Consider the following 22,795-nt stretch of genomic DNA (forward strand, 5'->3'; position numbering starts at 1 on the left):
GGAGGGGGCTCACCGTTGGACGACGCCAGATTCGCCGACACAAGCGACCAGGATCTCCTGGCCCAGCACGTAGCAGGCGAACCGGACGCCTTCGGTGAGCTCGTACGCCGCCACCGCGACCGGCTGTGGGCCGTGGCACTGCGCACCCTGGGGGACCGCGAGGAAGCGGCCGACGCCGTCCAGGACGCCCTGGTGTCCGCCTTCCGGGCCGCCCACACCTTCCGTGGCCAGTCCGCCGTCACGACCTGGCTGCACCGCATCACCGTCAACGCCTGCCTCGACCGCGCCCGTAAAGCCGCCTCACGCAGAACGGCACCGGTCGACGACGCCGAACGGTTCGATCAGCTCCTGGAGCCCCACGAGTCCGCCGAGGCACCCGCGGAACGTCAGGATCTGCACCGCCAGCTCCTGGCGGCCCTCACCACCCTGCCGCCCGAACAGCGCGCCGCGCTCGTCCTGGTCGACATGCAGGGCTACCCCGTCGCGGAAGCCGCCCGCATCCTCGACGTACCGACCGGCACCGTGAAGAGCCGCTGCGCACGTGGCCGGGCGAGACTGGCCCCCCTTGTCACCCATCTGCGCGGTGATGTCGGGGATAGTGGCAGCCTTTCCGTGGGAAGGAACCGGACGCCCGGGACATCCGTCCCATCGGCAGCGGGGCCAAGGGACTCGGGAACGAGCGATCCCGCGGCAGTGAAGGGAGGAGGTGGGCGCACATGACATCCACGGCCGACACGGCTCAGCACCCCGATGTCTCGGAGATCTCCGACCTCACCGAAGGACTTCTTCCCCCTTCCCGCACGGCGGAGGTCCGTCGGCATGTCGACGGCTGCGCGCTCTGCGGCGATGTGCGGACCTCGCTGGAGGAGATCCGCAGCCTTCTCGGCACGCTCCCGGGCCCTCAGCCGATGCCCGAGGACATCGCCGGGCGCATCGACGCCGCCCTGGCTGCGGAGGCCCTCCTCGACTCCACCGTCCCCGGTGAAGGGGTCGATGTTTCACGTGAAACATCGACCCCCGCCAAGAATCCGACGGATTCCGCCGCGCCCTCGGAAGCCCTGCCGGGACAGCGCACCCATGCCACCCCTGCGGACCGGCCCGCAGGCCGCCCACCGGCACCCACAGGCCCCGGGCGCCGCACCTCCGGGCGCCGCCGACGTACAGCGGTCCTCGGTGCGGCGTTCGGCGCCGCGGTGATCACCATGGGCATCGTGTTCCTCCAGCCCTTCCAGGGCTCGCAGGACAAGGCGACGACCATGGCGGACCGCAGCACCGGCGCCGACGGAACAAGCGCCAGGAGCTTCTCGGAGGGCACCCTCGAAGGCACGGTCCAGGACCTGCTCAGGGCCACGACCGCCTCACAGAGCCCCCGCGGCCAGAAGCAGCAACCGGACTCCGGCACCAAGACGACCGGCGAGGTCGGCTCTCCCGAGGCCGCAGAGGCCACCACCCCCGACAAGCCGCTGCGCGCCGCCGCCGTGGACGTGCCCCCGTGCGTACAGCAGGCCACCGGCCGGAACACCGCGGCCCTCGCCGTCGACGAAGGCCGCTATCAGGGGAGGGACGCCTTCCTCGTGGTCCTCCCGCATGCCACCGACACCACGCGCGTCCAGGCCTACGTCGTCGCCGCCACATGCGTCGGCGCCGGCCCCGGGGCCAAGGGACAGTTGCTGCTCACCCGCCCCTACAGCCGCTCCTGAGCACTGCTCCGGCACGTCGGGAATGCATCGCCCGTAGGATCCGTTGGGTGGGGTGAGAGTCGTTGAAACGGCCCCAGTAGGCAGTAGAGCAGTCTGCAGAGACGAGGAAGTAACCCGTGAGCGACGTCCGTAATGTGATCATCATCGGCTCCGGACCGGCCGGGTACACCGCCGCCCTGTACACCGCGCGGGCATCGCTGAAGCCGCTGGTCTTCGAGGGTGCTGTCACCGCCGGTGGTGCACTGATGAACACCACCGACGTGGAGAACTTCCCCGGCTTCCAGGACGGCATCATGGGCCCCGAGCTCATGGACAACATGCGCGCACAGGCGGAGCGCTTCGGTGCGGAGCTCATCCCCGACGACATCGTCTCCGTCGACCTCACCGGCGCCGTCAAGACGGTCACCGACACCGCCGGTACGGTGCACCGCGCGAAGGCCGTCATCGTGACCACCGGCTCGCAGCACCGCAAGCTGGGCCTGCCGAACGAGGACGCGCTCTCCGGACGCGGTGTCTCCTGGTGCGCCACCTGTGACGGCTTCTTCTTCAAGGACCACGACATCGCCGTGGTCGGCGGCGGCGACACCGCGATGGAAGAGGCGACCTTCCTCTCCAGGTTCGCCAAGTCCGTCACGATCGTCCATCGCCGCGACACCCTGCGTGCCTCCAAGGCCATGCAGGACCGTGCCTTCGCCGACCCGAAGATCAAGTTCGCGTGGGACAGCGAGGTCGCCGAGGTCCGCGGTGAGCAGAAGCTCTCCGGTCTGACCCTGCGCAACACCAAGACGGGCGAGACCTCGGAGCTCCCGGTGACCGGCCTGTTCATCGCCGTCGGCCATGACCCGCGCACCGAGCTCTTCAAGGGTCAGCTCGACCTCGACGACGAGGGTTACCTCAAGGTCGAGGCGCCCTCGACGCGCACCAACCTGACGGGTGTCTTCGGCGCCGGTGACGTGGTCGACCACACCTATCGACAGGCCATCACGGCTGCCGGCACCGGCTGCTCCGCCGCTCTGGACGCCGAGCGCTTCCTCGCCGCATTGGCCGACGAGCAGCTCGCCGAGCCGGAGAAGACCCCGGCAGTCTGATCGTCCTCATCGCACCCCACCACGAGAATCTAAGGAGGCCGCCGTGGCCGGCGACCTGAAGCACGTTACCGACGCCACCTTCGATGAGGTGGTCCTCAAGAGCACCAAGCCCGTGCTGGTGGACTTCTGGGCGGCCTGGTGCGGCCCCTGCCGCCAGATCGCCCCGTCGCTGGAGGCCATCGCCGCCGAGCACGGCGACCGGATCGAGATCGTCAAGCTCAACATCGACGAGAACCCGGCCACCGCCGCCAAGTACGGCGTGATGTCCATTCCGACGCTCAACGTCTACCAGGACGGCGAGGTCGCCAAGACGATCGTCGGCGCCAAGCCGAAGGCCGCGATCCTCCGCGACCTCGAAGGCTTCATCAGCGAGTAGCGCCACCCGCACGATGTTTCACGTGAAACGGGCCCACCCCTTCAGGGGGTGGGCCCGTTCTGTTTCCCAGCTACTTCCGTTCAGAGCGGACGCAGTACCGGCTCCTTCTGCACGGCCCCCAGCAGCCGGTCGAGAGCCAGCTCGACGTCCTCCTTCCAGGAGAGCGTCGTGCGGAGTTCCAGCCTCAGCCGCGGATACGCCGGGTGCGGGCGGACCGTCTTGAAGCCGACCGCGAGCAGATGGTCGGCCGGGAGCACACAGGCGGGCTTCTTCCACCGGGCGTCCCCGAAGGCCTCGATCGCCTTGAACCCCCGCCGGAGCAAGTCCTTGGCCACCGTCTGCACCAGAACGCGTCCCAGCCCCTGTCCCTGATATCCGGGCATGATCATCCCTGTGATGAGCTGAACGGCATCGGGGGCCACGGGGCTGGTGGGGAACGCGGTCGATCGCGGGACATACGCGGGTGGCGCGTAGAGCACGAAGCCGGCCGGTACATCATCGACGTAGACCACCCGGCCGCAGGAACCCCACTCCAGCAGCACCGCCGAGATCCAGGCTTCTTTCTCCAGCTCGGGCCTGCCCGCCTTTACCGCGGCTTCCCCGCTGACCGGATCAAGTTCCCAGAAGACGCACGAGCGGCAACGCGTGGGGAGATCGGGAAGGTTGTCGAGTGTGAGCGGTACGAGTCGACGCCCCATGAAGGCGATTCCTCACTTCCTACGCCCGCCGCATCACGTGCGGCTGTCAGCGCACTCCGTTCGCGGAACAGACTGCCGACGAAACCTCCGACGGCCCCCAGGCCCAAACCGACAGTCAGCAGTCGGCTGCGGCTCACTGTTCGCACGGCCCTGCCCTCCTTCGAGGTGGATCAAGGGTGGATGCGCCATACCAGAACGCATCGTATCCACCCAGAGATGCTGCGGATACCGAGGAAGAGCAAAGGGCGGGCTGTGTTCCGGAATCCACCGGAACACAGCCCGCCCCGCACAGGTCCTGCCGGTCTCAGCCCTCGTCGTCCTCGGTCGAGCCCTCAGCGGTTCCGCGCTCCAGCACCCGCCCCTCGCCCGGTGCGAGGCTGCCGAGAATGCGGTCCAGATCCTCCATCGAGGCGAACTCGACGACGATCTTGCCCTTCTTCTGACCGAGGTCGACCTTCACCCTGGTCTCGAACCTGTCGGAAAGCCTCGATGCCAGATCGCTCAGCGCGGGCGACACCCGTCCGCCGGCCCTCGGACCCTTCGACTTCGGTGAACTCGTGGGGCTCGACCCCATGAGCGTGACGATCTCCTCGACCGCACGCACCGAGAGTCCCTCGGCCACGATGCGGTGGGCCAGCCGGTCCTGCTCCTCGGAGTCGTCCACGGACAGCAGCGCACGGGCGTGACCGGCCGAGAGCACGCCCGCCGCGACCCTCCGCTGCACCGGCGGCGAGAGCCGCAGCAGGCGCAGGGTGTTGGAGACCTGGGGACGGGAGCGCCCGATGCGGTCAGCGAGCTGGTCGTGGGTGCACTTGAAGTCCTTGAGGAGCTGGTCGTACGCGGCCGCCTCCTCCAACGGGTTCAGCTGAGCCCGGTGCAGGTTCTCCAGAAGAGCGTCCAGGAGCAGCTTCTCGTCGTCCGTCGCGCGGACGATGGTCGGGATCCGCTCCAGACCCGCCTCACGGCAGGCCCTCCAGCGACGCTCACCCATGATGAGCTCGAAGCGGTCCGGCCCCACCTTCCGCACGACGACGGGCTGGAGCAGACCGACTTCCTTGATGGAGGTGACGAGCTCGGCGAGAGCGTCCTCGTCGAACACCTCCCGGGGCTGCCGGGGGTTCGGTGTGATCGACCCGATGGGCACCTCGGCGAAATACGCCCCGGCGGAGCCCGTCGCCCCGCCAGTCTTCTCAGTCTCGGCCTCCGGAGAGCTCGGCTCCGGCACCACCGGAGCCTGCGGAAGGGTGGTCACCTTCGCGGCAGCCACTCCACGCTCCGCCGTCAGCACCGGACTCGCGCCGGGCGTCCCGGGGGACGGCACCTGCTTCTCCTGCGGAGCCGCGGGGATCAGCGCACCGAGCCCACGCCCCAACCCTCTACGACGCTCACTCACTGAATGCCCTCCGAGATGCTCTGCTGGCTGTTCTGACTGCCCGTGTGGGCATGCTGGGCCTCGTAATGCACCCCGACACCCCGCAGGGCGATCTCACGAGCCGCTTCAAGATACGACAGCGACCCGCTGGATCCCGGGTCGTAGGTCAGCACGGTCTGCCCATAGCTCGGAGCCTCCGAGATACGCACCGAGCGCGGAATGCTCGTCCGCAGCACTTCCTTGCCGAAATGGGTGCGGACCTCTTCGGCGACCTGCGAAGCGAGCCTGGTCCTGCCGTCGTACATCGTCAGCAGGATCGTCGACACATGCAGATCCGGGTTCAGGTGCCCGCGCACCAGGTCGACGTTCCTCAGCAGCTGCCCCAGTCCCTCCAGCGCGTAGTACTCGCACTGGATGGGGATCAGCACCTCGGCTCCGGCGACCATCGCGTTGACCGTCAGCAGACCGAGCGAAGGCGGGCAGTCGATGAGAATGTAGTCCAACGGCTGCTCATACGCCTGGATCGCCCGCTGAAGCCGACTCTCCCGCGCCACCAGCGACACCAGTTCGATCTCCGCACCGGCGAGATCGATGGTGGCGGGAGCGCAGAAGAGACCTTCGACGTCCGGAACCGGCTGGACCACCTCGGAGAGCGGCCGGCTCTCCACCAGGACGTCGTAGATGGAGGGAACCTCGGCGTGGTGGTCGATCCCCAGAGCCGTGGAAGCGTTGCCCTGCGGGTCGAGGTCGACCACCAGAACGCGCGCACCGTGCAGGGCCAGCGAAGCGGCAAGGTTGACCGTCGAGGTCGTCTTGCCGACCCCGCCCTTCTGGTTGGCCACCACCATGACTCGGGTGCGGTCAGGGCGGGGCAGCCCCTCGCCGGCGCGGCCAAGGGCCTCAACCGCCAGCTGGGCCGCACGACCGATGGGTGTGTCGTCCAGCGGTGGCGGTGTTTCACGTGAAACACCCTCCCCCGCGGACTCGGTTCGGGGACCGGGGACCGGATCGGTCATCGGTCCCGCGATGTTGGCGTCGGACCGCAAGGATTCACTCTCCTCGACTTCAGGCTCGCAATGAACAGAGCCTGCCATGCTTTCGGGGTCGTGAACCAGCGAGGCCCGCTGTTCTGTGGATGAATCCACTTCTGTGGACAACTCGGTAGCCCTTACGGGCCCGGCAGCCCTCACGGGCTTACGGTCGCGCGGCGTGGCAGCCGCACGACCGCGGCTGATGATTCCCTGCAGCAGAGAGCGACGTTTCACGTGAAACACGATGCCCTCGCAGCACAACTACCAGGCCACGACACTCCGCACGAGGCACGTATGACCTCTTCACCGGAGCAATGCCGATAAGTGAGGCACACCGCGGATAACGGACGACCGTGTCTCGCCGCCGCGGGCGACCGGTCGGACGTCAGCGCCGCCGACGTGTCCGGCCCACCCTCGCGGCCTTGGCCCTCTTTGCGGCGAACCTCACACCACCCGGGCTCTCCCCGACCACCACACGCACCACCGTGGACAGCGGGTCGACGACACCCTCACCGACGTGCAGCACCTCGGTCTCGACCACCCCGAGCTTGCTCAGTGCGGCACGGGCACCCTGGATCTCCTCCTCGGCGGTGTCGCCCTTCAGCGCCAGCATCTCGCCGTAGGGACGCAGCAGAGGAACGCCCCAGCCCGCGAGCCGGTCCAACGGGGCAACCGCGCGAGCGGTCACCACATGAACGGGCTGAAGCGAGCCGAGGACCTCTTCGGCCCGGCCACGGACGACCGTCACATGGTCCAGGCCCAGCAGCTCGACGACTTCCTGAAGAAAATTGGTCCGGCGCAGCAGCGGTTCCAGCAGGGTGATCTTCAGATCCGGGCGCACGAGAGCCAGCGGGATGCCGGGAAGGCCGGCCCCCGAGCCCACATCGCACACCGTGACACCTTCGGGAACCACCTCGGAGAGCACCGCGCAGTTCAGCAGGTGCCGCTCCCACAGCCGCGGCACCTCACGCGGGCCGATCAGGCCGCGCTTGACCCCAGCATCCGCGAGGAGCTCCCCGTACCGGACAGCCTCCGGGAAGAGCTCTCCGAATACCGCCTGCGCCTCTTCAGGCGCCTGGGGGAGCTCTGCTGCCTCCGTCACGGGGACCGTCCTTCCGTACCGCACTAGCGCACTGTGGGTGGCTGACTATCAGGCTGACAAAGATCGGCCCCGCCTGCGAACAGACGGGGCCGACAGTACAAGGATCCGGTCAGGCCGGGAGAACGACGACGAAGCGCTGCGGCTCCTCGCCCTCGGACTCGCTCCGCAGACCGGCTGCCGCGACCGCGTCGTGCACGACCTTGCGCTCGAACGGCGTCATCGGGTCCAGCTTCATCGGCTCGCCCGAGGTCTTCACCTCGTCCGCGGCCTTGGCACCCAGCTCGGCGAGGACCTCACGCTTCTTGGCCCGGAAACCGCCGATGTCCAGCATCAGACGGCTGCGGTCACCGGTCTCGCGGTGCACGGCCAGACGCGTCAGCTCCTGAAGCGCCTCCAGCACCTCACCGTCGCGGCCCACGAGCTTCTGCAGTTCACGTGCCGAGTCGCTGATGATCGAGACCGCGGCCCGGTCCGCCTCGACGTCCATGTCGATATCGCCGTCGAGGTCGGCGATGTCGAGCAGGCCCTCAAGGTAGTCGGCTGCGATCTCCCCTTCCTGCTCAAGGCGGGTCAGGGTGTCGCTGCTGCCCTCAGCGGCCGTGGAGGTGGTGCCTTCCGTCACGGATGGACTCCTTCTTACTTCTTGGACGGGTGCTTGGGCCGCTGCGGGCCCTTGCGCTGTCCGGACTTGGCTTGGCGTGAGGAGCCGGACGCGGGCTTGCCCGCCGCCTTCGGCTTGTCGTCGTCCTGCGAGGCGTCGCGCTTCTCCAGCGAGGTCTTGGAGCCCGAATCAGCGGTATCGGAGTCCTTCGCGCCGCCGGCCGTGGCGGCCCCCGTCTGCCGCTTCGCCTTGGTCTGCCGCTTGGGCTGGTGCCGCTTCTGCGCACCGCCGCCCTCGGCCTCGGCAACAGCGGTGTCGCTCTTGGCAACCGTGCCGTCCTCCTGGGCCGCGAGACCCAGCTTGGCCAGACCGGTGATGAACTTGCGCTCGATGTCGTTGCGGTCCGGGCCCTTGGCGACGATCCGCTTGACGGTGTTGCGCCGCGTCCGGCCGCGGACCTCGCCGCGGGCGGTCACGCTCTTCAGCAGACGTCCCAGGTACTGGTCCTGCGCCTTGCTGCCCGGCGTCGGGTTCTGGTTGATCACGTACATCTGCTGACCCATGGTCCAGACGTTGGTGGTCAGCCAGTACACGAGGACACCGACGGGGAAGTTGATGCCCATCACGGCGAAGATGACCGGGAAGATGTACATCAGCATCTTCTGCTGCTGCATGTACGGGGTCTTCACCGTCAGGTCGACGTTCTTCGTCATCAGCTGGCGCTGCGTGAAGAATTGCGACGCGGACATCATCACGATCATGATCGCGGTGACGACCCGGACGTCGGTCAGCGAGGCGCCCAGCGCCTGGACCTTCTCCTCGGAGTCCATGAACTTCGCGGCCAGCGGGGCGCCGAAGATGTGTGCCTGCCGGGCGCTGTCGAGCAGCGGCTGGTCGATCACACCGATCGTCTTGCCCGAGGCGATAGCCGAGAGCACGTGATACAGGGCGAAGAAGAACGGGGACTGCGCCAGGATGGGAAGGCACGAGGAGAGCGGGTTGGTGCCCGTCTCCTTGTACAGCTTCATCATCTCTTCGGACTGACGCTGCTTGTCGTTCTTGTAGCGCTCCTGGATCGCCTTCATCTTCGGCTGGAGCACCTGCATGTTCCGGGTCGACTTGATCTGCTTCACGAAAAGCGGGATCAGGCAGATCCGGATCAGCACCACCAGGGACACGATGGACAGGCCCCAGGCCCAGCCCGTGTCATCACCGAAGATCGCCCCGTACAGCTTGTGGAACTGAACGATGACCCACGAGACAGGGGTGGTGATAAAGCTGAACAGACTGGCAATCGTGTCCACTAATCAGGCTCCTTGAGCTTTGGGCGAGGTCTCTGTGGCCGAGCTGGGAGGTTCGGGGACCGAGCCTCCGGGCGGCACATCAGCGGCGGAGTCCCCGCCCTTGCCACCGCGCAGAGCGTTGCGCAGCAACTCGTGCCAACGCGGACGCCTGCGTGGCGGGACATGATCCACACCGCCGGGTGACCACGGATTGCATCGCAGGATGCGCCATGCGGTCAGCGCTGTTCCCTTGATCGCACCGTGCCGGTCGATCGCCGTATATCCATAGTGGGAACACGACGGGTAGTAACGGCAGACAGGCCCGAGGAGTGGGCTGATCGTCCACTGATACAGCTTGATGAGAGCCAGCAACGGGTACTTCATCGCGCGCCCCCTCCCAGCAGCCGCTGCAGGGCGGCGTCCAGGTCTCGGGCCAGCTGTGCATGGTCGGCGTCGCCCGATCCGGGCAGCGCTCGTACGACAACAAGGCTACCGGGGGGCAGCTCGGCCAGCCGTTCGCGGACCAGATGGCGAAGCCTTCGCTTCACGGCGGTGCGTACGACCGCTCCACCCACAGCTTTGCTGACAACGAAACCCGCACGCGGCGGGGGAACAGTCTCCCCAGTCACGTGCGGGTCCGTTGCACCGCTGCTCAGATGGACGACGAGTAGCGGACGTCCGGCTCGACGTCCTCGTCGTACCGCGGTCGCGAAGTCCTCGCGCCGCCTCAGCCGATTCTCGGTAGGCAGCACGTCATGACCTGTAAACGATCAGGCGGACAGGCTGCTGCGGCCCTTGCCACGGCGGTTCGCGAGAATCGCACGGCCGGCACGGGTACGCATACGCAGCCGGAAGCCGTGGGTCTTGGCGCGACGACGGTTGTTCGGCTGGAAGGTGCGCTTGCTCACTCGGGGGCTCCAGAAATGATTCGTGTGTTGGCGGGACATCGCCTGGCTGTCACCGTGCGCCCACGAGGAACTCGCGTAAACGCCTTAGTGCACCGCTTCACAATCACAGATCGTGATCTTTGCCCATCGGAGGCAGGCGGCAGCAGCCATCGACAACTCGACCTGGTCACGGTACGCGCGGCTACGCCATCCGGTCAAACCGGCCCCGCACAGGCCCCCACTATGCACAGCCTGTGGACAACAACTTGAACCACGCGGGTCGGCCTGACTACCGTGGCTGAACTCCGGTTCTTTTCCTTCCCGCCTGCCGGGCCTCACCCGACCCGACCCATCCCGTCCCGAGAACCACACATTCGTGGGACCTGCGAGAGAGCGTGCCCCGTGGCTGACGTACCTGCCGATCTTGCCGCAGTGTGGCCACGCGTGCTGGAACAACTCCTCGGGGAGGGCCAGCAGGGCATCGAGCCGAAGGACAAGCAGTGGATCGAGCGCTGCCAGCCGCTGGCACTCGTCGCCGACACCGCACTCCTGGCCGTCCCCAACGAATGGGGCAAGCGTGTCCTGGAGGGCCGGCTCGCGCCGCTCATCAGCGAGACGCTCACCCGTGAGTGCGGCCGCCCGATCCGGATCGCGATCACCGTCGACGACTCCGCCGGCGAACCGCCCACTCCGCCGGCGCCCCCGATGCACCCGTCGCACCAGCAGCCCCACCAGGGCCAGCAGGCACACCGCTACCAGGGGCAGCCGCTCGACGACTCCCCGCACAACGACGGGTACGACACCTACGGGCACCGGCCCTCGGACGACGGCATGCCGACCGCCCGCCCGGCCTACCCCGACTACCAGCAGCAGCGCCCCGAGCCCGGCGCCTGGCCGCGTACCCAGGAGGACCTCTCCTGGCAGCAGCCCCGGCACGGCGGCTACCAGGACCGCGAGCAGCATTCCGAGCCGTGGCGCGAGCCGTACGGCACCGGGCGACCCCAGCAGCCGCAGCACGACTACCGCTCGCAGCCGCCGGAGCGCCAGGGCTACGAGCAGCGTCCCGAGCGTCACGACATGCAGGAGCAGCAGCCGCAGCACCGCCAGGGCGGTCCCGGCCCCGGTCGTACCGGAGGCGGCGGCCCCGGCCCGATGGGCGCCCAGTCGGCGCCCCCGCCCGGCCCCGGTGAGCCCCACGCCCGGCTGAATCCGAAGTACCTCTTCGACACCTTCGTCATCGGCGCCTCCAACCGGTTCGCGCACGCCGCGGCCGTCGCCGTCGCCGAGGCGCCCGCGAAGGCGTACAACCCCCTCTTCATCTACGGGGAGTCCGGGCTCGGCAAGACCCACCTGCTGCACGCCATCGGGCACTACGCGCGCAGCCTCTATCCGGGCACCCGGGTGCGGTACGTGAGCTCGGAGGAGTTCACCAACGAGTTCATCAACTCGATCCGCGACGGCAAGGGCGACACGTTCCGCAAGCGCTACCGCGACGTGGACATCCTGCTGGTCGACGACATCCAGTTCCTGGCGAGCAAGGAGTCGACGCAGGAGGAGTTCTTCCACACCTTCAATACGCTCCACAACGCCAACAAGCAGATCGTGCTCTCCTCCGACCGGCCGCCCAAGCAGCTGGTGACCCTGGAGGACCGGCTGCGGAACCGGTTCGAGTGGGGCCTCACCACCGACGTCCAGCCGCCCGAACTGGAGACGCGCATCGCGATCCTCCGGAAGAAGGCGGTGCAGGAGCAGCTCAACGCCCCGCCGGAGGTCCTGGAGTTCATCGCCTCCCGCATCTCGCGCAACATCCGTGAGCTGGAGGGCGCGCTGATCCGGGTGACGGCCTTCGCCAGCCTCAACCGGCAGCCGGTCGATCTCGGGCTGACCGAGATCGTGCTCAAGGACCTGATCCCGGGCGGCGAGGACTCGGCCCCGGAGATCACCGCGCCGGCCATCATGGCGGCGACGGCGGACTACTTCGGTCTGACGGTGGAGGACCTGTGCGGATCCTCCCGCAGCCGCGTCCTGGTGACGGCGCGCCAGATCGCGATGTACCTGTGCCGTGAGCTGACGGATCTCTCCCTGCCGAAGATCGGCGCGCAGTTCGGCGGCCGGGACCATACGACGGTGATGCACGCGGACCGGAAGATCCGGGCGCTGATGGCGGAGCGGCGCTCCATCTACAACCAGGTCACCGAGCTCACCAACCGCATCAAGAACGGCTGACGCGCGGGCGCGTACGCCGCCGCGCACGAAAGGCGCCCCGGAAGGACCCCACAGTCCTCCGGGGCGCCTTTCGTCGTCCCTCGCCGCGCGTCGTCCCCTGGCGCTCGCCCCGCGCTCTTCGACACGCCGTAGTGGAACGCGTGGTGAGGCTCGCCCCGAACGCCCTCGCGCCCCTGTGGCGACGCCCGGGCGGCGCCTCGATCCGCCCTGAGAAGCCTCTGGTGGCTCTTCAGCGGCTCCCCTGAAGAGCCCCGGAGAGCCCCGGGGAGCCGCTGAAGAGCTCCTGGAGAACTCCTGGAGGGCCTCAAAACCTGCCCCGAGCGCGCCCCGGAACCCCGGTCCGGCCCCTCCCTCGCACCACCGCTGTTCGAATACGGGCCGTCGAGCGCCCCTTCTCCACAGATGTGCGAGGAATCTTCCGTCCACAGCCTGGGGAACACGAAGTTGTCCATATTGCGTCCACAGGGGCAGCTGTCGATACTCCATCAGACCAGGTCAGGTGCCTGGGGATTTGTGGTCAACAATGATCCACAGCCTGTGGACAAAGTTTTGGCCCACAGGTGGCCTCCGAGGTTGTCCACCGTCGGCCCACAGGCGGAGCGGTGTTGTCCCCAGCTTCTCCACAGCCCTGTCCACTGTTCGGCAACCCAACATGCCCTTTCACCGCCGAGAGTGAAAGGCGTCACACCAAGAGGGTCGGTTGGGCTGTGGGGAACATGGGTAAAGCTGGGGACAGGTCTGGGGAGAAGTGGCCCCCTCCTGTGCATCGGGTGTGCAGAACTTTTCTGTGTCCACAGAAACGCCTGGTTGTCCACTGCTGAACCCACAGGCGCAGTGGATAAAAAACCGGCTCTGACCTGCGCAAACGACGTTATCCACGGTTTCCACAGGGCCTACTACTACTACCACTCAGAGTTAGCCAGGGATCCGCTTCGAAGTGGGGCCTGTGTACAACTCGACCGGCGAGTGCCTCGACGCTCTTGGCGCGACTTGACCCCGAGCAGCAACGACTGTCGGTGCCGTACGTCAGACTGGACCCCGGCGTCCTCCCCAGCCCATCGGCGGGGAGACCCCATCCAGACGACGAAGGCCAGCAGGGCGAGCGAGCAACAGCAGGAGGCGGTTTCCGGTGAAGATCCGGGTGGAGCGCGATGTACTCGCGGAGGCGGTGGCCTGGGTGGCCCGCAGCCTCCCGGCACGGCCGCCGGCGCCCGTTCTCGCGGGCCTTCTGCTGAAGGCTGAGGACGGGGCCCTCAGCTTCTCCAGCTTCGACTACGAGGTCTCGGCGAAGGTCTCGGTGGACGCCGAGATCGACGAGGACGGCACGGTGCTCGTCTCCGGCCGTCTGCTCGCCGACATCTGCCGTGCCCTGCCCAACCGGCCGGTGGAGATCTCCACCGACGGTGTGCGGGCCACCGTCGTCTGCGGCTCCTCGCGGTTCACACTCCACACCCTTCCTGTGGAGGAGTACCCGGCGCTGCCGCAGATGCCGACCGCGACGGGCACCGTTCCCGGTGAGGTCTTCGCCTCCGCCGCCGCCCAGGTGGCCATCGCCGCCGGCCGTGACGACACGCTGCCCGTGCTGACCGGTGTGCGGATCGAGATCGAGGGCGACACCGTCACCCTCGCCTCCACCGACCGCTACCGCTTCGCGGTCCGCGAGTTCCGCTGGAAGCCGGAGAACGCGGACGCCTCGGCCGTGGCCCTGGTGCCCGCCAAGACGCTCCTGGACACGGCCAAGGCGCTGACCAGCGGCGACACGGTGACACTGGCGCTGTCCGGCTCCGGTGCGGGCGAGGGTCTGATCGGTTTCGAGGGCGCGGGCCGCCGTACGACGACGCGACTGCTCGAAGGCGACCTGCCGAAGTACCGGACGCTCTTCCCCACCGAGTTCAATTCGGTCGCGGTGATCGAGACCGCGCCGTTCGTCGAGGCCGTCAAGCGTGTGGCACTCGTCGCCGAGCGGAACACCCCGGTGCGGCTCAGCTTCGAGCAGGGCGTCCTGATCCTCGAGGCTGGCTCCAGCGACGACGCACAGGCTGTGGAGCGGGTCGACGCGGTGCTGGAGGGCGACGACATCTCGATCGCCTTCAACCCGACGTTCCTGCTGGACGGTCTGAGCGCGATCGACTCCCCGGTCGCCCAGCTCTCGTTCACGACCTCCACCAAGCCCGCCCTGCTCAGCGGCCGCCCGGCCGTCGACGCGGAAGCGGACGACGCGTACAAGTACCTGATCATGCCGGTCCGCCTCTCCGGCTGACCCGCGGATCCGCGGATCCGCGAGACGGTCCACAAAGGCAGTTTCCGGCGGGCACGCTCAGCGCTGAGCATGCCCGCCGTTCTGTCCCCGGCCGGGCGTAGGCTCGGCCCTGGGTACGAATCGGCACAACGCTTAAGGAATCTCTGATGGAGCTCGGTCTCGTCGGCCTCGGCAAGATGGGCGGCAACATGCGCGAGCGCATCCGCCGCGCAGGCCACACCGTCATCGGTTACGACCGCAACCCGGACGTCTCCGATGTCCAGAGCCTCGAAGAGCTCGTGGGCAAGCTGAAGGGCCCGAGGGTCGTGTGGGTGATGGTCCCGGCCGGTGCCGCGACCCAGTCCACGGTCGATGAGCTGTCGGCACTGCTGTCCCCCGGCGACATCGTCGTGGACGGCGGGAACTCCCGCTGGACGGACGACGAGAAGCACGCCGTCGAGCTGGGCATCAAGGGCATCGGCTTCGTCGACTGCGGCGTCTCCGGCGGTGTCTGGGGCCTGGAGAACGGCTACGCGCTGATGTACGGCGGCGACGCCGAGAACGTCGCGAAGGTCCAGCCGATCTTCGACGCCCTCAAGCCCGAGGGTGACTTCGGCTCCGTCCACGCGGGCAAGGTCGGCGCCGGCCACTTCGCGAAGATGGTCCACAACGGCATCGAGTACGCCATGATGCAGGCCTACGCCGAGGGCTGGGAGCTGCTGGAGAAGGTCGACTCCGTCACCGACGTGCGTGAGGTCTTCCGCTCCTGGCAGGAGGGCACGGTCATCCGTTCCTGGCTGCTCGACCTGGCGGTCAACGCGCTGGACGACGACGAGCACCTCGACAAGCTCCGGGGCTTCGCCGCCGACTCGGGCGAGGGCCGCTGGACGGTGGAGGCCGCGATCGACAACGCGGTGCCGCTGCCCGCGATCACGGCGTCCCTGTTCGCGCGGTTCGCCTCGCGTCAGGACGACTCCCCGCAGATGAAGATGATCGCCGCGCTGCGCAACCAGTTCGGCGGGCACGCGGTCGAGAACAAGAAGTAGTCCCAGCAGCACACGGCGGAACAGGAAAGTCGGGAGGTCGGCGCGGATGCACGTCACCCATCTCTCACTGGCCGACTTCCGCTCGTACGCCCGGGTCGAGGTCCCGCTCGACCCGGGCGTCACCGCGTTCGTGGGGGCCAACGGCCAGGGCAAGACCAACCTGGTGGAGGCGGTCGGCTATCTCGCGACGCTCGGCAGCCACCGGGTGTCCTCGGACGCGCCGCTGGTGCGGATGGGCGCGGAGCGGGCCGTCATCCGGGCCGCGGTCACCCAGGGCGAGCGCTCGCAACTGATCGAGCTCGAACTCAACCCGGGCCGCGCCAACCGTGCCCGGATCAATCGGTCCTCGCAGGTCAGACCGCGCGACGTGCTGGGCATCGTACGGACGGTGCTGTTCGCTCCGGAGGATCTGGCCCTGGTGAAGGGCGATCCCGGCGAACGCCGGCGGTTCCTCGACGAGCTGATCACGGCGCGCTCGCCGCGGATGGCGGGGGTCCGCTCCGACTACGAGCGCGTGCTCAAGCAGCGCAACACCCTGCTGAAGTCCGCGGCGATGGCGCGCAGGCACGGTGGCCGGTCGATGGATCTGACGACGCTCGATGTGTGGGACCAGCATCTGGGCCGGGTGGGCGCCGAGCTGCTGGCACAGCGGCTGGACCTGATCGCGACGCTCCAGCCCCTGGCCGACAAGGCGTACGGGGACGTGGCGCCGGGCGGCGGTCCGGTGGCGCTGGAGTACCGCAGCTCGGTGGGGCCCGAGGTGGGTACCGAAGCGGGCGCCGGGAGCGGGGCGGCGGGGGCGCATACGCGCGAGGAGCTGTACGAGCAGCTGATGGCGGCGCTCGCGGGGGTCCGCAAGCAGGAGATCGAGCGCGGTGTGACGCTGGTCGGCCCGCACCGGGACGATCTGGTGCTGGGGCTGCGCGGAATGCCCGCGAAGGGCTACGCGAGCCATGGCGAGTCCTGGTCGTACGCGCTGGCGCTGCGGCTCGCCTCGTACGAGCTGCTGCGTTCCGAGGGCAATGAGCCGGTGCTCGTCCTGGACGATGTCTTCGCCGAGCTGGACGCCCGCCGCCGGGAGCGGCTGGCGGAGCTGGTGGCTCCGGGGGAGCAGGTGCTGGTGACGGCGGCGGTGGAGGACGATGTGCCGGGCGTGCTGGCGGGGACGCGGTACGCGGTGACGGCCGGCGAGGTGGAACGGGTATGACCGGCCGGGACGGGGACCCGGCGGGTCCGCCGGGGACGGCCGGGGGCGGTGCTGGTGAACCGTCGCGCGGCGGTACGGGCGGGGCGCCGAAGCCGCCGGACGTGTCGGGGGTGGACCTGGCGCGGGTGGCGCTGCGCGCGGCGAAGGAGCAGGCCCGTGCGCGGGGCGCCGCGGCGCAGCAGAAGAAGCAGGCCAGGCGGGGCGGCGGGCTGCGGTCGGGGGCGCGGTCGGACGGGCGTGATCCGCTGCCGCTGGGGTCGGCGATCAACCGGCTGATCACCGAGCGGGGCTGGGAGACGCCGGCGGCCGTGGGCGGTGTGATGGGGCGCTGGCCGCAGATCGTCGGTGACGATCTGGCGAATCATTGTGTGCCGCTGCGTTACGACGAGGATCCGGACGCGCGGGTGCTGACCGTGCAGTGCGATTCGACGGCGTGGGCGACGCAGCTGCGTCTGCTGGCTCCGCGGCTGGTGGCCCGGCTGAACGAGGACCTGGGTCAGGGCACGGTCCGGATGATCAAGGTGTTGGGGCCGGGGAGTCCGCGGCGCGGGTTCGGTCCTCTGCGGGCGCCGGGAAGTACGGGCCCCGGGGATACGTACGGCTGAGCCGCGCGTCCCGCTGTTCCGGCCGCGTGTGGGCGGGTTGGTCGCCGCGCGTAGGGGCGTCCCGGCGGCCGGTGCCCGGGATTCCGCGGTTTCCGGCCGTGTCCGCAGGCCCGGCTGCGGTCCTGCCGAGCGGCCGTGGAGAACCGTCGTGGCACCTCGCTGATCTGGGCTTTCGCTGTGATTCGGCGGGTGTGCGGGGGCGGGCGCGGCCCGTTGTGCGGGGGTGGAAACCGGGCCGTGGGGCCGAGGCGTCCCTCACCGTAGCGGGAGGTTGACAGGCCGAAGCGCTCAATGCCCGCCAGGGCCTCTTGGGGCCCCTTCCTGAATATGGGGAGTCGTCAGCCGCTCATTCAGGGCGGCACATGCGGACTCAGGTACCGGCAAACCCCCATTCATGTCGGCGCTACCGGTAGACTGATGGACAATCCCGCTCCTGTGCGGGATTCGTCGATACAAGCCGAACGACGCAGCCGCTCCCGACTGTCCGGAGAACGGCCTGTGCTGTGCCAGAAAGGGCGCTTCGTGGCCGATTCCGGCAACCCCAACGAGAACATTCCGTCCACAGCCGGTGAGCCGGGCGAGGTCACCGCCTCGTACGACGCCAGCGCGATCACCGTGCTGGAAGGGCTGGACGCGGTCCGCAAGCGACCTGGCATGTACATCGGCTCGACCGGTGAGCGCGGCCTGCACCACCTCGTGCAGGAGGTCGTCGACAACTCGGTCGACGAGGCGATGGCGGGCCACGCGGACACCATCGACGTCACGATCCTCGCCGACGGCGGGGTGCGTGTGATCGACAACGGCCGTGGCATCCCGGTCGGTATCGTGCCGTCCGAGGGCAAGCCCGCCGTCGAGGTCGTGCTGACCGTGCTGCACGCGGGCGGCAAGTTCGGCGGCGGCGGTTACGCCGTCTCCGGCGGTCTGCACGGCGTCGGCGTCTCCGTCGTCAACGCTCTGTCCACGCGGGTCTCCGTCGAGGTCAAGACGGACGGCTACCGCTGGACCCAGGACTACAAGCTCGGCGTTCCGACCGCCCCGCTGGCCAAGCACGAGGCCACCGAGGAGTCCGGGACGACGGTCACCTTCTGGGCCGACGGGGACATCTTCGAGACCACCGAGTACAGCTTCGAGACCCTCGCGCGCCGCTTCCAGGAGATGGCGTTCCTCAACAAGGGCCTCACGCTCAAGCTCACCGACGAGCGGGAGTCGGCAAAGGCGACGGCGGGCGCGGACAGCGCGGACGCGGTCGAGCCCGCCGAGGAGGAGACCGCCCGCTCGGTCACGTACCACTACGAAAACGGCATCGTCGATTTCGTGAAGTACCTCAACTCCCGCAAGGGCGATGTCATCCACCAGTCGGTGATCGACATCGCGGCCGAGGACAAGGAGCGTCTTCTCTCGGCCGAGATCGCCATGCAGTGGAACACGCAGTACACCGAGGGTGTCTACTCCTTCGCCAACGCGATCCACACGCATGAGGGCGGTACGCACGAGGAGGGCTTCCGGGCGGCGCTCACCTCGCTGGTCAACCGGTACGCGCGCGACAAGAAGCTGCTGCGCGAGAAGGACGACAACCTCACCGGTGAGGACGTCCGCGAGGGCCTGACGGCGATCATCTCGGTGAAGCTGGGCGAGCCGCAGTTCGAGGGCCAGACGAAGACCAAGCTGGGCAACACGGAGGCCAAGACCTTTGTGCAGAAGGTCGTCCACGAGCAGCTGACGGACTGGTTCGACCGGAACCCCAACGAGGCCGCGGACATCATCCGCAAGGGCATCGCCGCGTCGACCGCCCGGGTGGCGGCCCGCAAGGCCCGTGACCTGACCCGCCGCAAGGGGCTCCTGGAGAGCGCCTCGCTGCCGGGCAAGCTGAGCGACTGCCAGTCGAACGACCCCACCAAGTGCGAGATCTTCATCGTCGAGGGTGACTCCGCCGGTGGTTCGGCGAAGTCGGGCCGTAACCCGATGTACCAGGCGATCCTGCCGATCCGCGGCAAGATCCTGAACGTCGAGAAGGCCCGGATCGACAAGATCCTCCAGAACACCGAGGTCCAGGCGCTGATCTCGGCGTTCGGTACCGGGGTCCACGAGGACTTCGACATCGAGAAGCTCCGCTATCACAAGATCATTCTGATGGCGGACGCCGATGTCGACGGCCAGCACATCAACACGCTGCTGCTGACGTTCCTCTTCCGCTTCATGCGGCCGCTGGTCGAGGCGGGGCACGTCTACCTCTCGCGCCCGCCGCTCTACAAGATCAAGTGGGGCCGTGACGACTTCGAGTACGCGTACTCGGACCGTGAGCGGGACGCGCTCGTGAATCTGGGCAAGCAGAACGGCAAGCGGATCAAGGAAGACTCGATCCAGCGCTTCAAGGGCCTCGGCGAGATGAACGCCGAGGAGCTGCGCGTCACGACGATGGACGTCGATCACCGGGTGCTCGGCCAGGTCACGCTGGACGACGCGGCGCAGGCCGACGACCTCTTCTCGGTGCTGATGGGTGAGGACGTCGAGGCGCGGCGCTCGTTCATCCAGCGCAACGCCAAGGACGTCCGCTTCCTCGACATCTGAGTCGGCCGTACAAGCAAGCCGCAGCTCGAAAGGACTTTGACCAGCAATGGCCGACGAGAACACCCCTGTCACGCCCGAAGAGGAGCCCGCCGTCGCAGGCGTGGGCATGCGTGTCGAGCCCGTGGGGCTCGAGACGGAGATGCAGCGCTCCTACCTCGACTACGCGATGTCCGTCATCGTCTCGCGTGCGCTCCCCGACGTACGGGACGGGCTCAAGCCCGTCCACCGCCGGGTGCTGTACGCGATGTACGACGGCGGCTACCGCCCCGAGAAGGGCTTCTACAAGTGCGCCCGTGTCGTCGGTGACGTCATGGGTACGTACCACCCGCACGGCGACTCCTCGATCTATGACGCGCTGGTCCGCCTCGCGCAGCACTGGTCGATGCGCATGCCGCTGGTGGACTCCAACGGCAACTTCGGTTCTCCGGGCAACGACCCGGCCGCGGCCATGCGGTACACCGAGTGCAAGATGATGCCGCTGTCCATGGAGATGGTCCGGGACATCGACGAGGAGACCGTCGACTTCCAGGACAACTACGACGGCCGCAACCAGGAGCCGACGGTCCTGCCGGCGCGCTTCCCGAACCTGCTGGTCAACGGTTCCGCGGGCATCGCGGTCGGGATGGCGACCAACATCCCGCCGCACAACCTGCGCGAGGTCGCCGCCGGTGCGCAGTGGTACCTGGAGCACCCGGAGGCCTCGCACGAGGAGCTCCTGGACGCGCTGATCGAGCGGATCAAGGGCCCGGACTTCCCGACCGGGGCGCTCGTGGTGGGCCGCAAGGGCATCGAGGAGGCGTACCGCACCGGCCGTGGCTCGATCACGATGCGGGCGGTCGTCGCGGTCGAGGAGATCCAGAACCGGCAGTGCCTGGTCGTCACGGAGCTGCCGTACCAGACCAACCCCGACAACCTCGCGCAGAAGATCGCCGACCTGGTGAAGGACGGCAAGGTCGGCGGCATCGCGGACGTCCGGGACGAGACGTCCTCGCGTACGGGCCAGCGCCTGGTCGTCGTGCTCAAGCGTGACGCGGTCGCCAAGGTCGTACTGAACAACCTGTACAAGCACACCGACCTCCAGTCGAACTTCGGCGCGAACATGCTGGCGCTCGTCGACGGGGTGCCGCGCACGCTGTCGATCGACGCGTTCATCCGCCACTGGGTGACGCACCAGATCGAGGTCATCGTCCGGCGTACGCGGTTCCGGCTGCGCAAGGCGGAGGAGCGGGCGCACATCCTGCGCGGCCTGCTCAAGGCGCTGAACGCCATCGACGAGGTCATCGCCCTCATCCGGCGCAGCCAGACGGTCGAGGTCGCGCGCGAGGGCCTGATGGGCCTGCTGGAGATCGACGAGATCCAGGCGAACGCGATCCTGGAGATGCAGCTGCGCCGGCTGGCCGCACTGGAGCACCAGAAGATCACGGCGGAGCACGACGAGCTCCAGGCCAAGATCAACGAGTACAACGCGATCCTCGTCTCGCCGGAGCGGCAGCGGCAGATCGTCAGCGAGGAGCTGGCGGCGATCGTCGAGAAGTTCGGTGACGACCGGCGTTCCGCGCTGGTGCCCTTCGACGGTGACATGTCCATCGAGGACCTGATCGCCGAGGAGGACATCGTCGTCACCATCACGCACGGTGGCTACATCAAGCGGACCAAGACCGAGGACTACCGCTCGCAGAAGCGCGGCGGCAAGGGTGTCCGCGGTACGAAGCTGAAGCAGGACGACATCGTCGACCACTTCTTCGTGTCGACGACGCACCACTGGCTGCTGTTCTTCACGAACAAGGGCCGTGTCTACCGGGCGAAGGCGTACGAGCTTCCGGACGCCGGCCGTGACGCGCGTGGGCAGCATGTCGCCAACCTGCTGGCCTTCCAGCCGGACGAGAAGATCGCCCAGATCCTCGCGGTCCGTGACTACGAGGCGGCGCCGTACCTGATCCTGGCGACGAAGGGCGGTCTGGTGAAGAAGACCGCGCTGAAGGACTACGACTCGCCGCGCTCCGGCGGTGTCATCGCGATCAACCTGCGGGAGACCGCGGACGGCGGCGACGACGAGCTGATCGGTGCGGAGCTGGTGTCGGCCGAGGACGATCTGCTGCTCATCAGCAAGAAGGCCCAGTCGATCAGGTTCACCGCGACGGACGACGCGCTGCGCCCGATGGGCCGTGCGACCTCGGGTGTCAAGGGGATGAGTTTCCGCGAGGGCGACGAACTGCTCTCGATGAATGTCGTCCGGCCCGGTACTTTCGTGTTCACTGCAACCGACGGCGGGTACGCGAAGCGGACTCCCGTCGACGAGTACCGCGTCCAGGGCCGCGGCGGTCTGGGCATCAAGGCCGCCAAGATCGTGGAGGACCGGGGCTCGCTCGTCGGAGCGCTGGTGGTGGAGGAGACGGACGAGATCCTCGCCATCACACTCGGCGGTGGTGTGATTCGTACGCGAGTCAATGAAGTCAGGGAGACGGGCCGTGACACCATGGGCGTCCAACTGATCAATCTGGGCAAGCGTGACGCCGTCGTCGGCATCGCGCGCAACGCCGAGGCCGGTCGCGAGGCGGAAGAGGTCGATGGGACCGATGACGCCGAGGGCGAGGCGGCCGGAGCGCACGCGGAGAGCGTGATCGAGGGCACTGTCGAGGGCACGGAGCCTTCGACCGGGGAGCACGAGGAGTAGAGCGTGAGTGGAGCCACGGGCGCCGGTTCGGCCGCTTCCGGAGCAGGAGCGAACGGTGCCCGTGGCCCTGCCACGGACTCCCAAGGGGGCAC

20 protein-coding genes are annotated in these 22,795 nt (G+C 68.3%); 11 read left to right on the top strand and 9 right to left on the bottom strand.

Features of this window, described 5'->3' with window-relative positions:
* Positions 1 to 15 precede the first annotated feature (15 nt).
* The 4 genes from sigM to trxA all read left to right on the top strand — a co-directional run bounded on the left by sigM (position 16) and on the right by trxA (position 3,164).
* Positions 16 to 720 carry an RNA polymerase sigma factor SigM gene (gene sigM, locus OHA98_RS00935; RefSeq protein WP_266922175.1) on the top strand — a complete coding sequence of 235 codons (705 nt, stop codon included), beginning with the start codon at positions 16 to 18 and terminating at the stop codon, positions 718 to 720.
* Complete coding sequence (locus tag OHA98_RS00940; RefSeq protein WP_266922176.1) at positions 717 to 1,700, top strand: hypothetical protein; 984 nt, start codon at positions 717 to 719, stop codon at positions 1,698 to 1,700. Before sigM ends, OHA98_RS00940 begins: the two co-directional genes overlap by 4 nt.
* Positions 1,701 to 1,816: 116 nt before the next feature.
* Positions 1,817 to 2,788, top strand: a complete 972-nt coding sequence (gene trxB / locus OHA98_RS00945) for a thioredoxin-disulfide reductase (protein WP_266922177.1) — start codon at positions 1,817 to 1,819, stop codon at positions 2,786 to 2,788.
* A 43-nt stretch (positions 2,789 to 2,831) separates the two neighbouring features.
* Positions 2,832 to 3,164 (top strand): thioredoxin, encoded by a 333-nt coding sequence (trxA, locus tag OHA98_RS00950; protein WP_266922178.1) that lies wholly within the window; start codon positions 2,832 to 2,834, stop codon positions 3,162 to 3,164.
* A gap of 80 nt (positions 3,165 to 3,244) precedes the next feature.
* On the opposite strand, the gene OHA98_RS00955 is transcribed toward trxA, so the two are convergent.
* The 9 genes from OHA98_RS00955 to rpmH form a co-directional block, all read right to left on the bottom strand.
* On the bottom strand, positions 3,245 to 3,862 hold the full coding sequence (locus OHA98_RS00955; protein ID WP_266922179.1) for a GNAT family N-acetyltransferase: 618 nt from the start codon (positions 3,860 to 3,862) through the stop codon (positions 3,245 to 3,247).
* Positions 3,863 to 4,166: 304 nt separating this feature from the next.
* The gene (locus OHA98_RS00960; protein ID WP_266922180.1) at positions 4,167 to 5,255 is read right to left on the bottom strand and encodes a ParB/RepB/Spo0J family partition protein; all 1,089 of its coding nucleotides are present in this window, start codon (positions 5,253 to 5,255) and stop codon (positions 4,167 to 4,169) included.
* Positions 5,252 to 6,328, bottom strand: coding sequence for a ParA family protein (locus tag OHA98_RS00965; protein WP_323179595.1), 1,077 nt, complete (start codon positions 6,326 to 6,328; stop codon positions 5,252 to 5,254). Before OHA98_RS00965 ends, OHA98_RS00960 begins: the two co-directional genes overlap by 4 nt.
* A gap of 322 nt (positions 6,329 to 6,650) precedes the next feature.
* Positions 6,651 to 7,367: a 16S rRNA (guanine(527)-N(7))-methyltransferase RsmG gene (gene rsmG, locus OHA98_RS00970; RefSeq protein WP_266922181.1), complete on the bottom strand. Its 717-nt coding sequence runs from the start codon at positions 7,365 to 7,367 to the stop codon at positions 6,651 to 6,653.
* A 109-nt stretch (positions 7,368 to 7,476) separates the two neighbouring features.
* Entirely contained in the window at positions 7,477 to 7,989 is a 513-nt protein-coding gene (locus tag OHA98_RS00975; RefSeq protein ID WP_266922182.1) for a R3H domain-containing nucleic acid-binding protein, read from the bottom strand.
* Positions 7,990 to 8,003: 14 nt separating this feature from the next.
* Entirely contained in the window at positions 8,004 to 9,272 is a 1,269-nt protein-coding gene (gene yidC / locus OHA98_RS00980; protein WP_266922183.1) for a membrane protein insertase YidC, read from the bottom strand.
* A 3-nt stretch (positions 9,273 to 9,275) separates the two neighbouring features.
* Positions 9,276 to 9,635: a membrane protein insertion efficiency factor YidD gene (gene yidD, locus OHA98_RS00985; protein WP_266922184.1), complete on the bottom strand. Its 360-nt coding sequence runs from the start codon at positions 9,633 to 9,635 to the stop codon at positions 9,276 to 9,278.
* Complete coding sequence (gene rnpA, locus OHA98_RS00990) at positions 9,632 to 10,003, bottom strand: ribonuclease P protein component (protein ID WP_266922185.1); 372 nt, start codon at positions 10,001 to 10,003, stop codon at positions 9,632 to 9,634. Before rnpA ends, yidD begins: the two co-directional genes overlap by 4 nt.
* Before the next feature lie 18 nt (positions 10,004 to 10,021).
* Positions 10,022 to 10,159 (bottom strand): 50S ribosomal protein L34, encoded by a 138-nt coding sequence (gene rpmH / locus OHA98_RS00995; RefSeq protein ID WP_003967884.1) that lies wholly within the window; start codon positions 10,157 to 10,159, stop codon positions 10,022 to 10,024.
* Between the two features lie 381 nt (positions 10,160 to 10,540).
* Between rpmH and dnaA the strand changes: the two genes are divergently transcribed.
* From dnaA to gyrA, 7 genes are all read left to right on the top strand, one after another.
* On the top strand, positions 10,541 to 12,364 hold the full coding sequence (gene dnaA / locus OHA98_RS01000; protein WP_266922186.1) for a chromosomal replication initiator protein DnaA: 1,824 nt from the start codon (positions 10,541 to 10,543) through the stop codon (positions 12,362 to 12,364).
* Between the two features lie 1,129 nt (positions 12,365 to 13,493).
* Positions 13,494 to 14,624, top strand: coding sequence for a DNA polymerase III subunit beta (gene dnaN / locus OHA98_RS01005; protein WP_266922187.1), 1,131 nt, complete (start codon positions 13,494 to 13,496; stop codon positions 14,622 to 14,624).
* A gap of 146 nt (positions 14,625 to 14,770) precedes the next feature.
* Positions 14,771 to 15,649, top strand: a complete 879-nt coding sequence (gene gnd, locus OHA98_RS01010) for a phosphogluconate dehydrogenase (NAD(+)-dependent, decarboxylating) (RefSeq protein WP_073727751.1) — start codon at positions 14,771 to 14,773, stop codon at positions 15,647 to 15,649.
* A gap of 46 nt (positions 15,650 to 15,695) precedes the next feature.
* A complete protein-coding gene (gene recF, locus OHA98_RS01015) occupies positions 15,696 to 16,856 on the top strand; it encodes a DNA replication/repair protein RecF (RefSeq protein WP_266922188.1) in 1,161 nt (386 codons plus the stop codon).
* Positions 16,853 to 17,461 (top strand): DUF721 domain-containing protein, encoded by a 609-nt coding sequence (locus OHA98_RS01020; protein WP_266922189.1) that lies wholly within the window; start codon positions 16,853 to 16,855, stop codon positions 17,459 to 17,461. The genes recF and OHA98_RS01020 overlap by 4 nt, the downstream gene beginning before the upstream one ends.
* A gap of 498 nt (positions 17,462 to 17,959) precedes the next feature.
* A complete protein-coding gene (gene gyrB, locus OHA98_RS01025) occupies positions 17,960 to 20,029 on the top strand; it encodes a DNA topoisomerase (ATP-hydrolyzing) subunit B (RefSeq protein WP_323179477.1) in 2,070 nt (689 codons plus the stop codon).
* Between the two features lie 46 nt (positions 20,030 to 20,075).
* Positions 20,076 to 22,703, top strand: coding sequence for a DNA gyrase subunit A (gene gyrA, locus OHA98_RS01030; RefSeq protein WP_266922191.1), 2,628 nt, complete (start codon positions 20,076 to 20,078; stop codon positions 22,701 to 22,703).
* Positions 22,704 to 22,795: the final 92 nt, after the last annotated feature.

This window comes from Streptomyces sp. NBC_00654, from assembly GCF_026341775.1.
Lineage (GTDB): Bacteria > Actinomycetota > Actinomycetes > Streptomycetales > Streptomycetaceae > Streptomyces.

Bases quoted from the DNA above. Each gene is read 5' to 3' on its own strand.
- OHA98_RS00940 (WP_266922176.1), top strand. From the start codon at position 717: ATGACATCCACGGCCGACACGGCTCAGCACCCCGATGTCTCGGAGATC.
- OHA98_RS00955 (WP_266922179.1), bottom strand. From the start codon at position 3,862: ATGGGGCGTCGACTCGTACCGCTCACACTCGACAACCTTCCCGATCTC.
- OHA98_RS00965 (WP_323179595.1), bottom strand. From the start codon at position 6,328: ATGGCAGGCTCTGTTCATTGCGAGCCTGAAGTCGAGGAGAGTGAATCC.
- yidD (WP_266922184.1), bottom strand. From the start codon at position 9,635: ATGAAGTACCCGTTGCTGGCTCTCATCAAGCTGTATCAGTGGACGATC.
- gnd (WP_073727751.1), top strand. From the start codon at position 14,771: ATGGAGCTCGGTCTCGTCGGCCTCGGCAAGATGGGCGGCAACATGCGC.
- recF (WP_266922188.1), top strand. From the start codon at position 15,696: ATGCACGTCACCCATCTCTCACTGGCCGACTTCCGCTCGTACGCCCGG.
- OHA98_RS01020 (WP_266922189.1), top strand. From the start codon at position 16,853: ATGACCGGCCGGGACGGGGACCCGGCGGGTCCGCCGGGGACGGCCGGG.
- gyrA (WP_266922191.1), top strand. From the start codon at position 20,076: ATGGCCGACGAGAACACCCCTGTCACGCCCGAAGAGGAGCCCGCCGTC.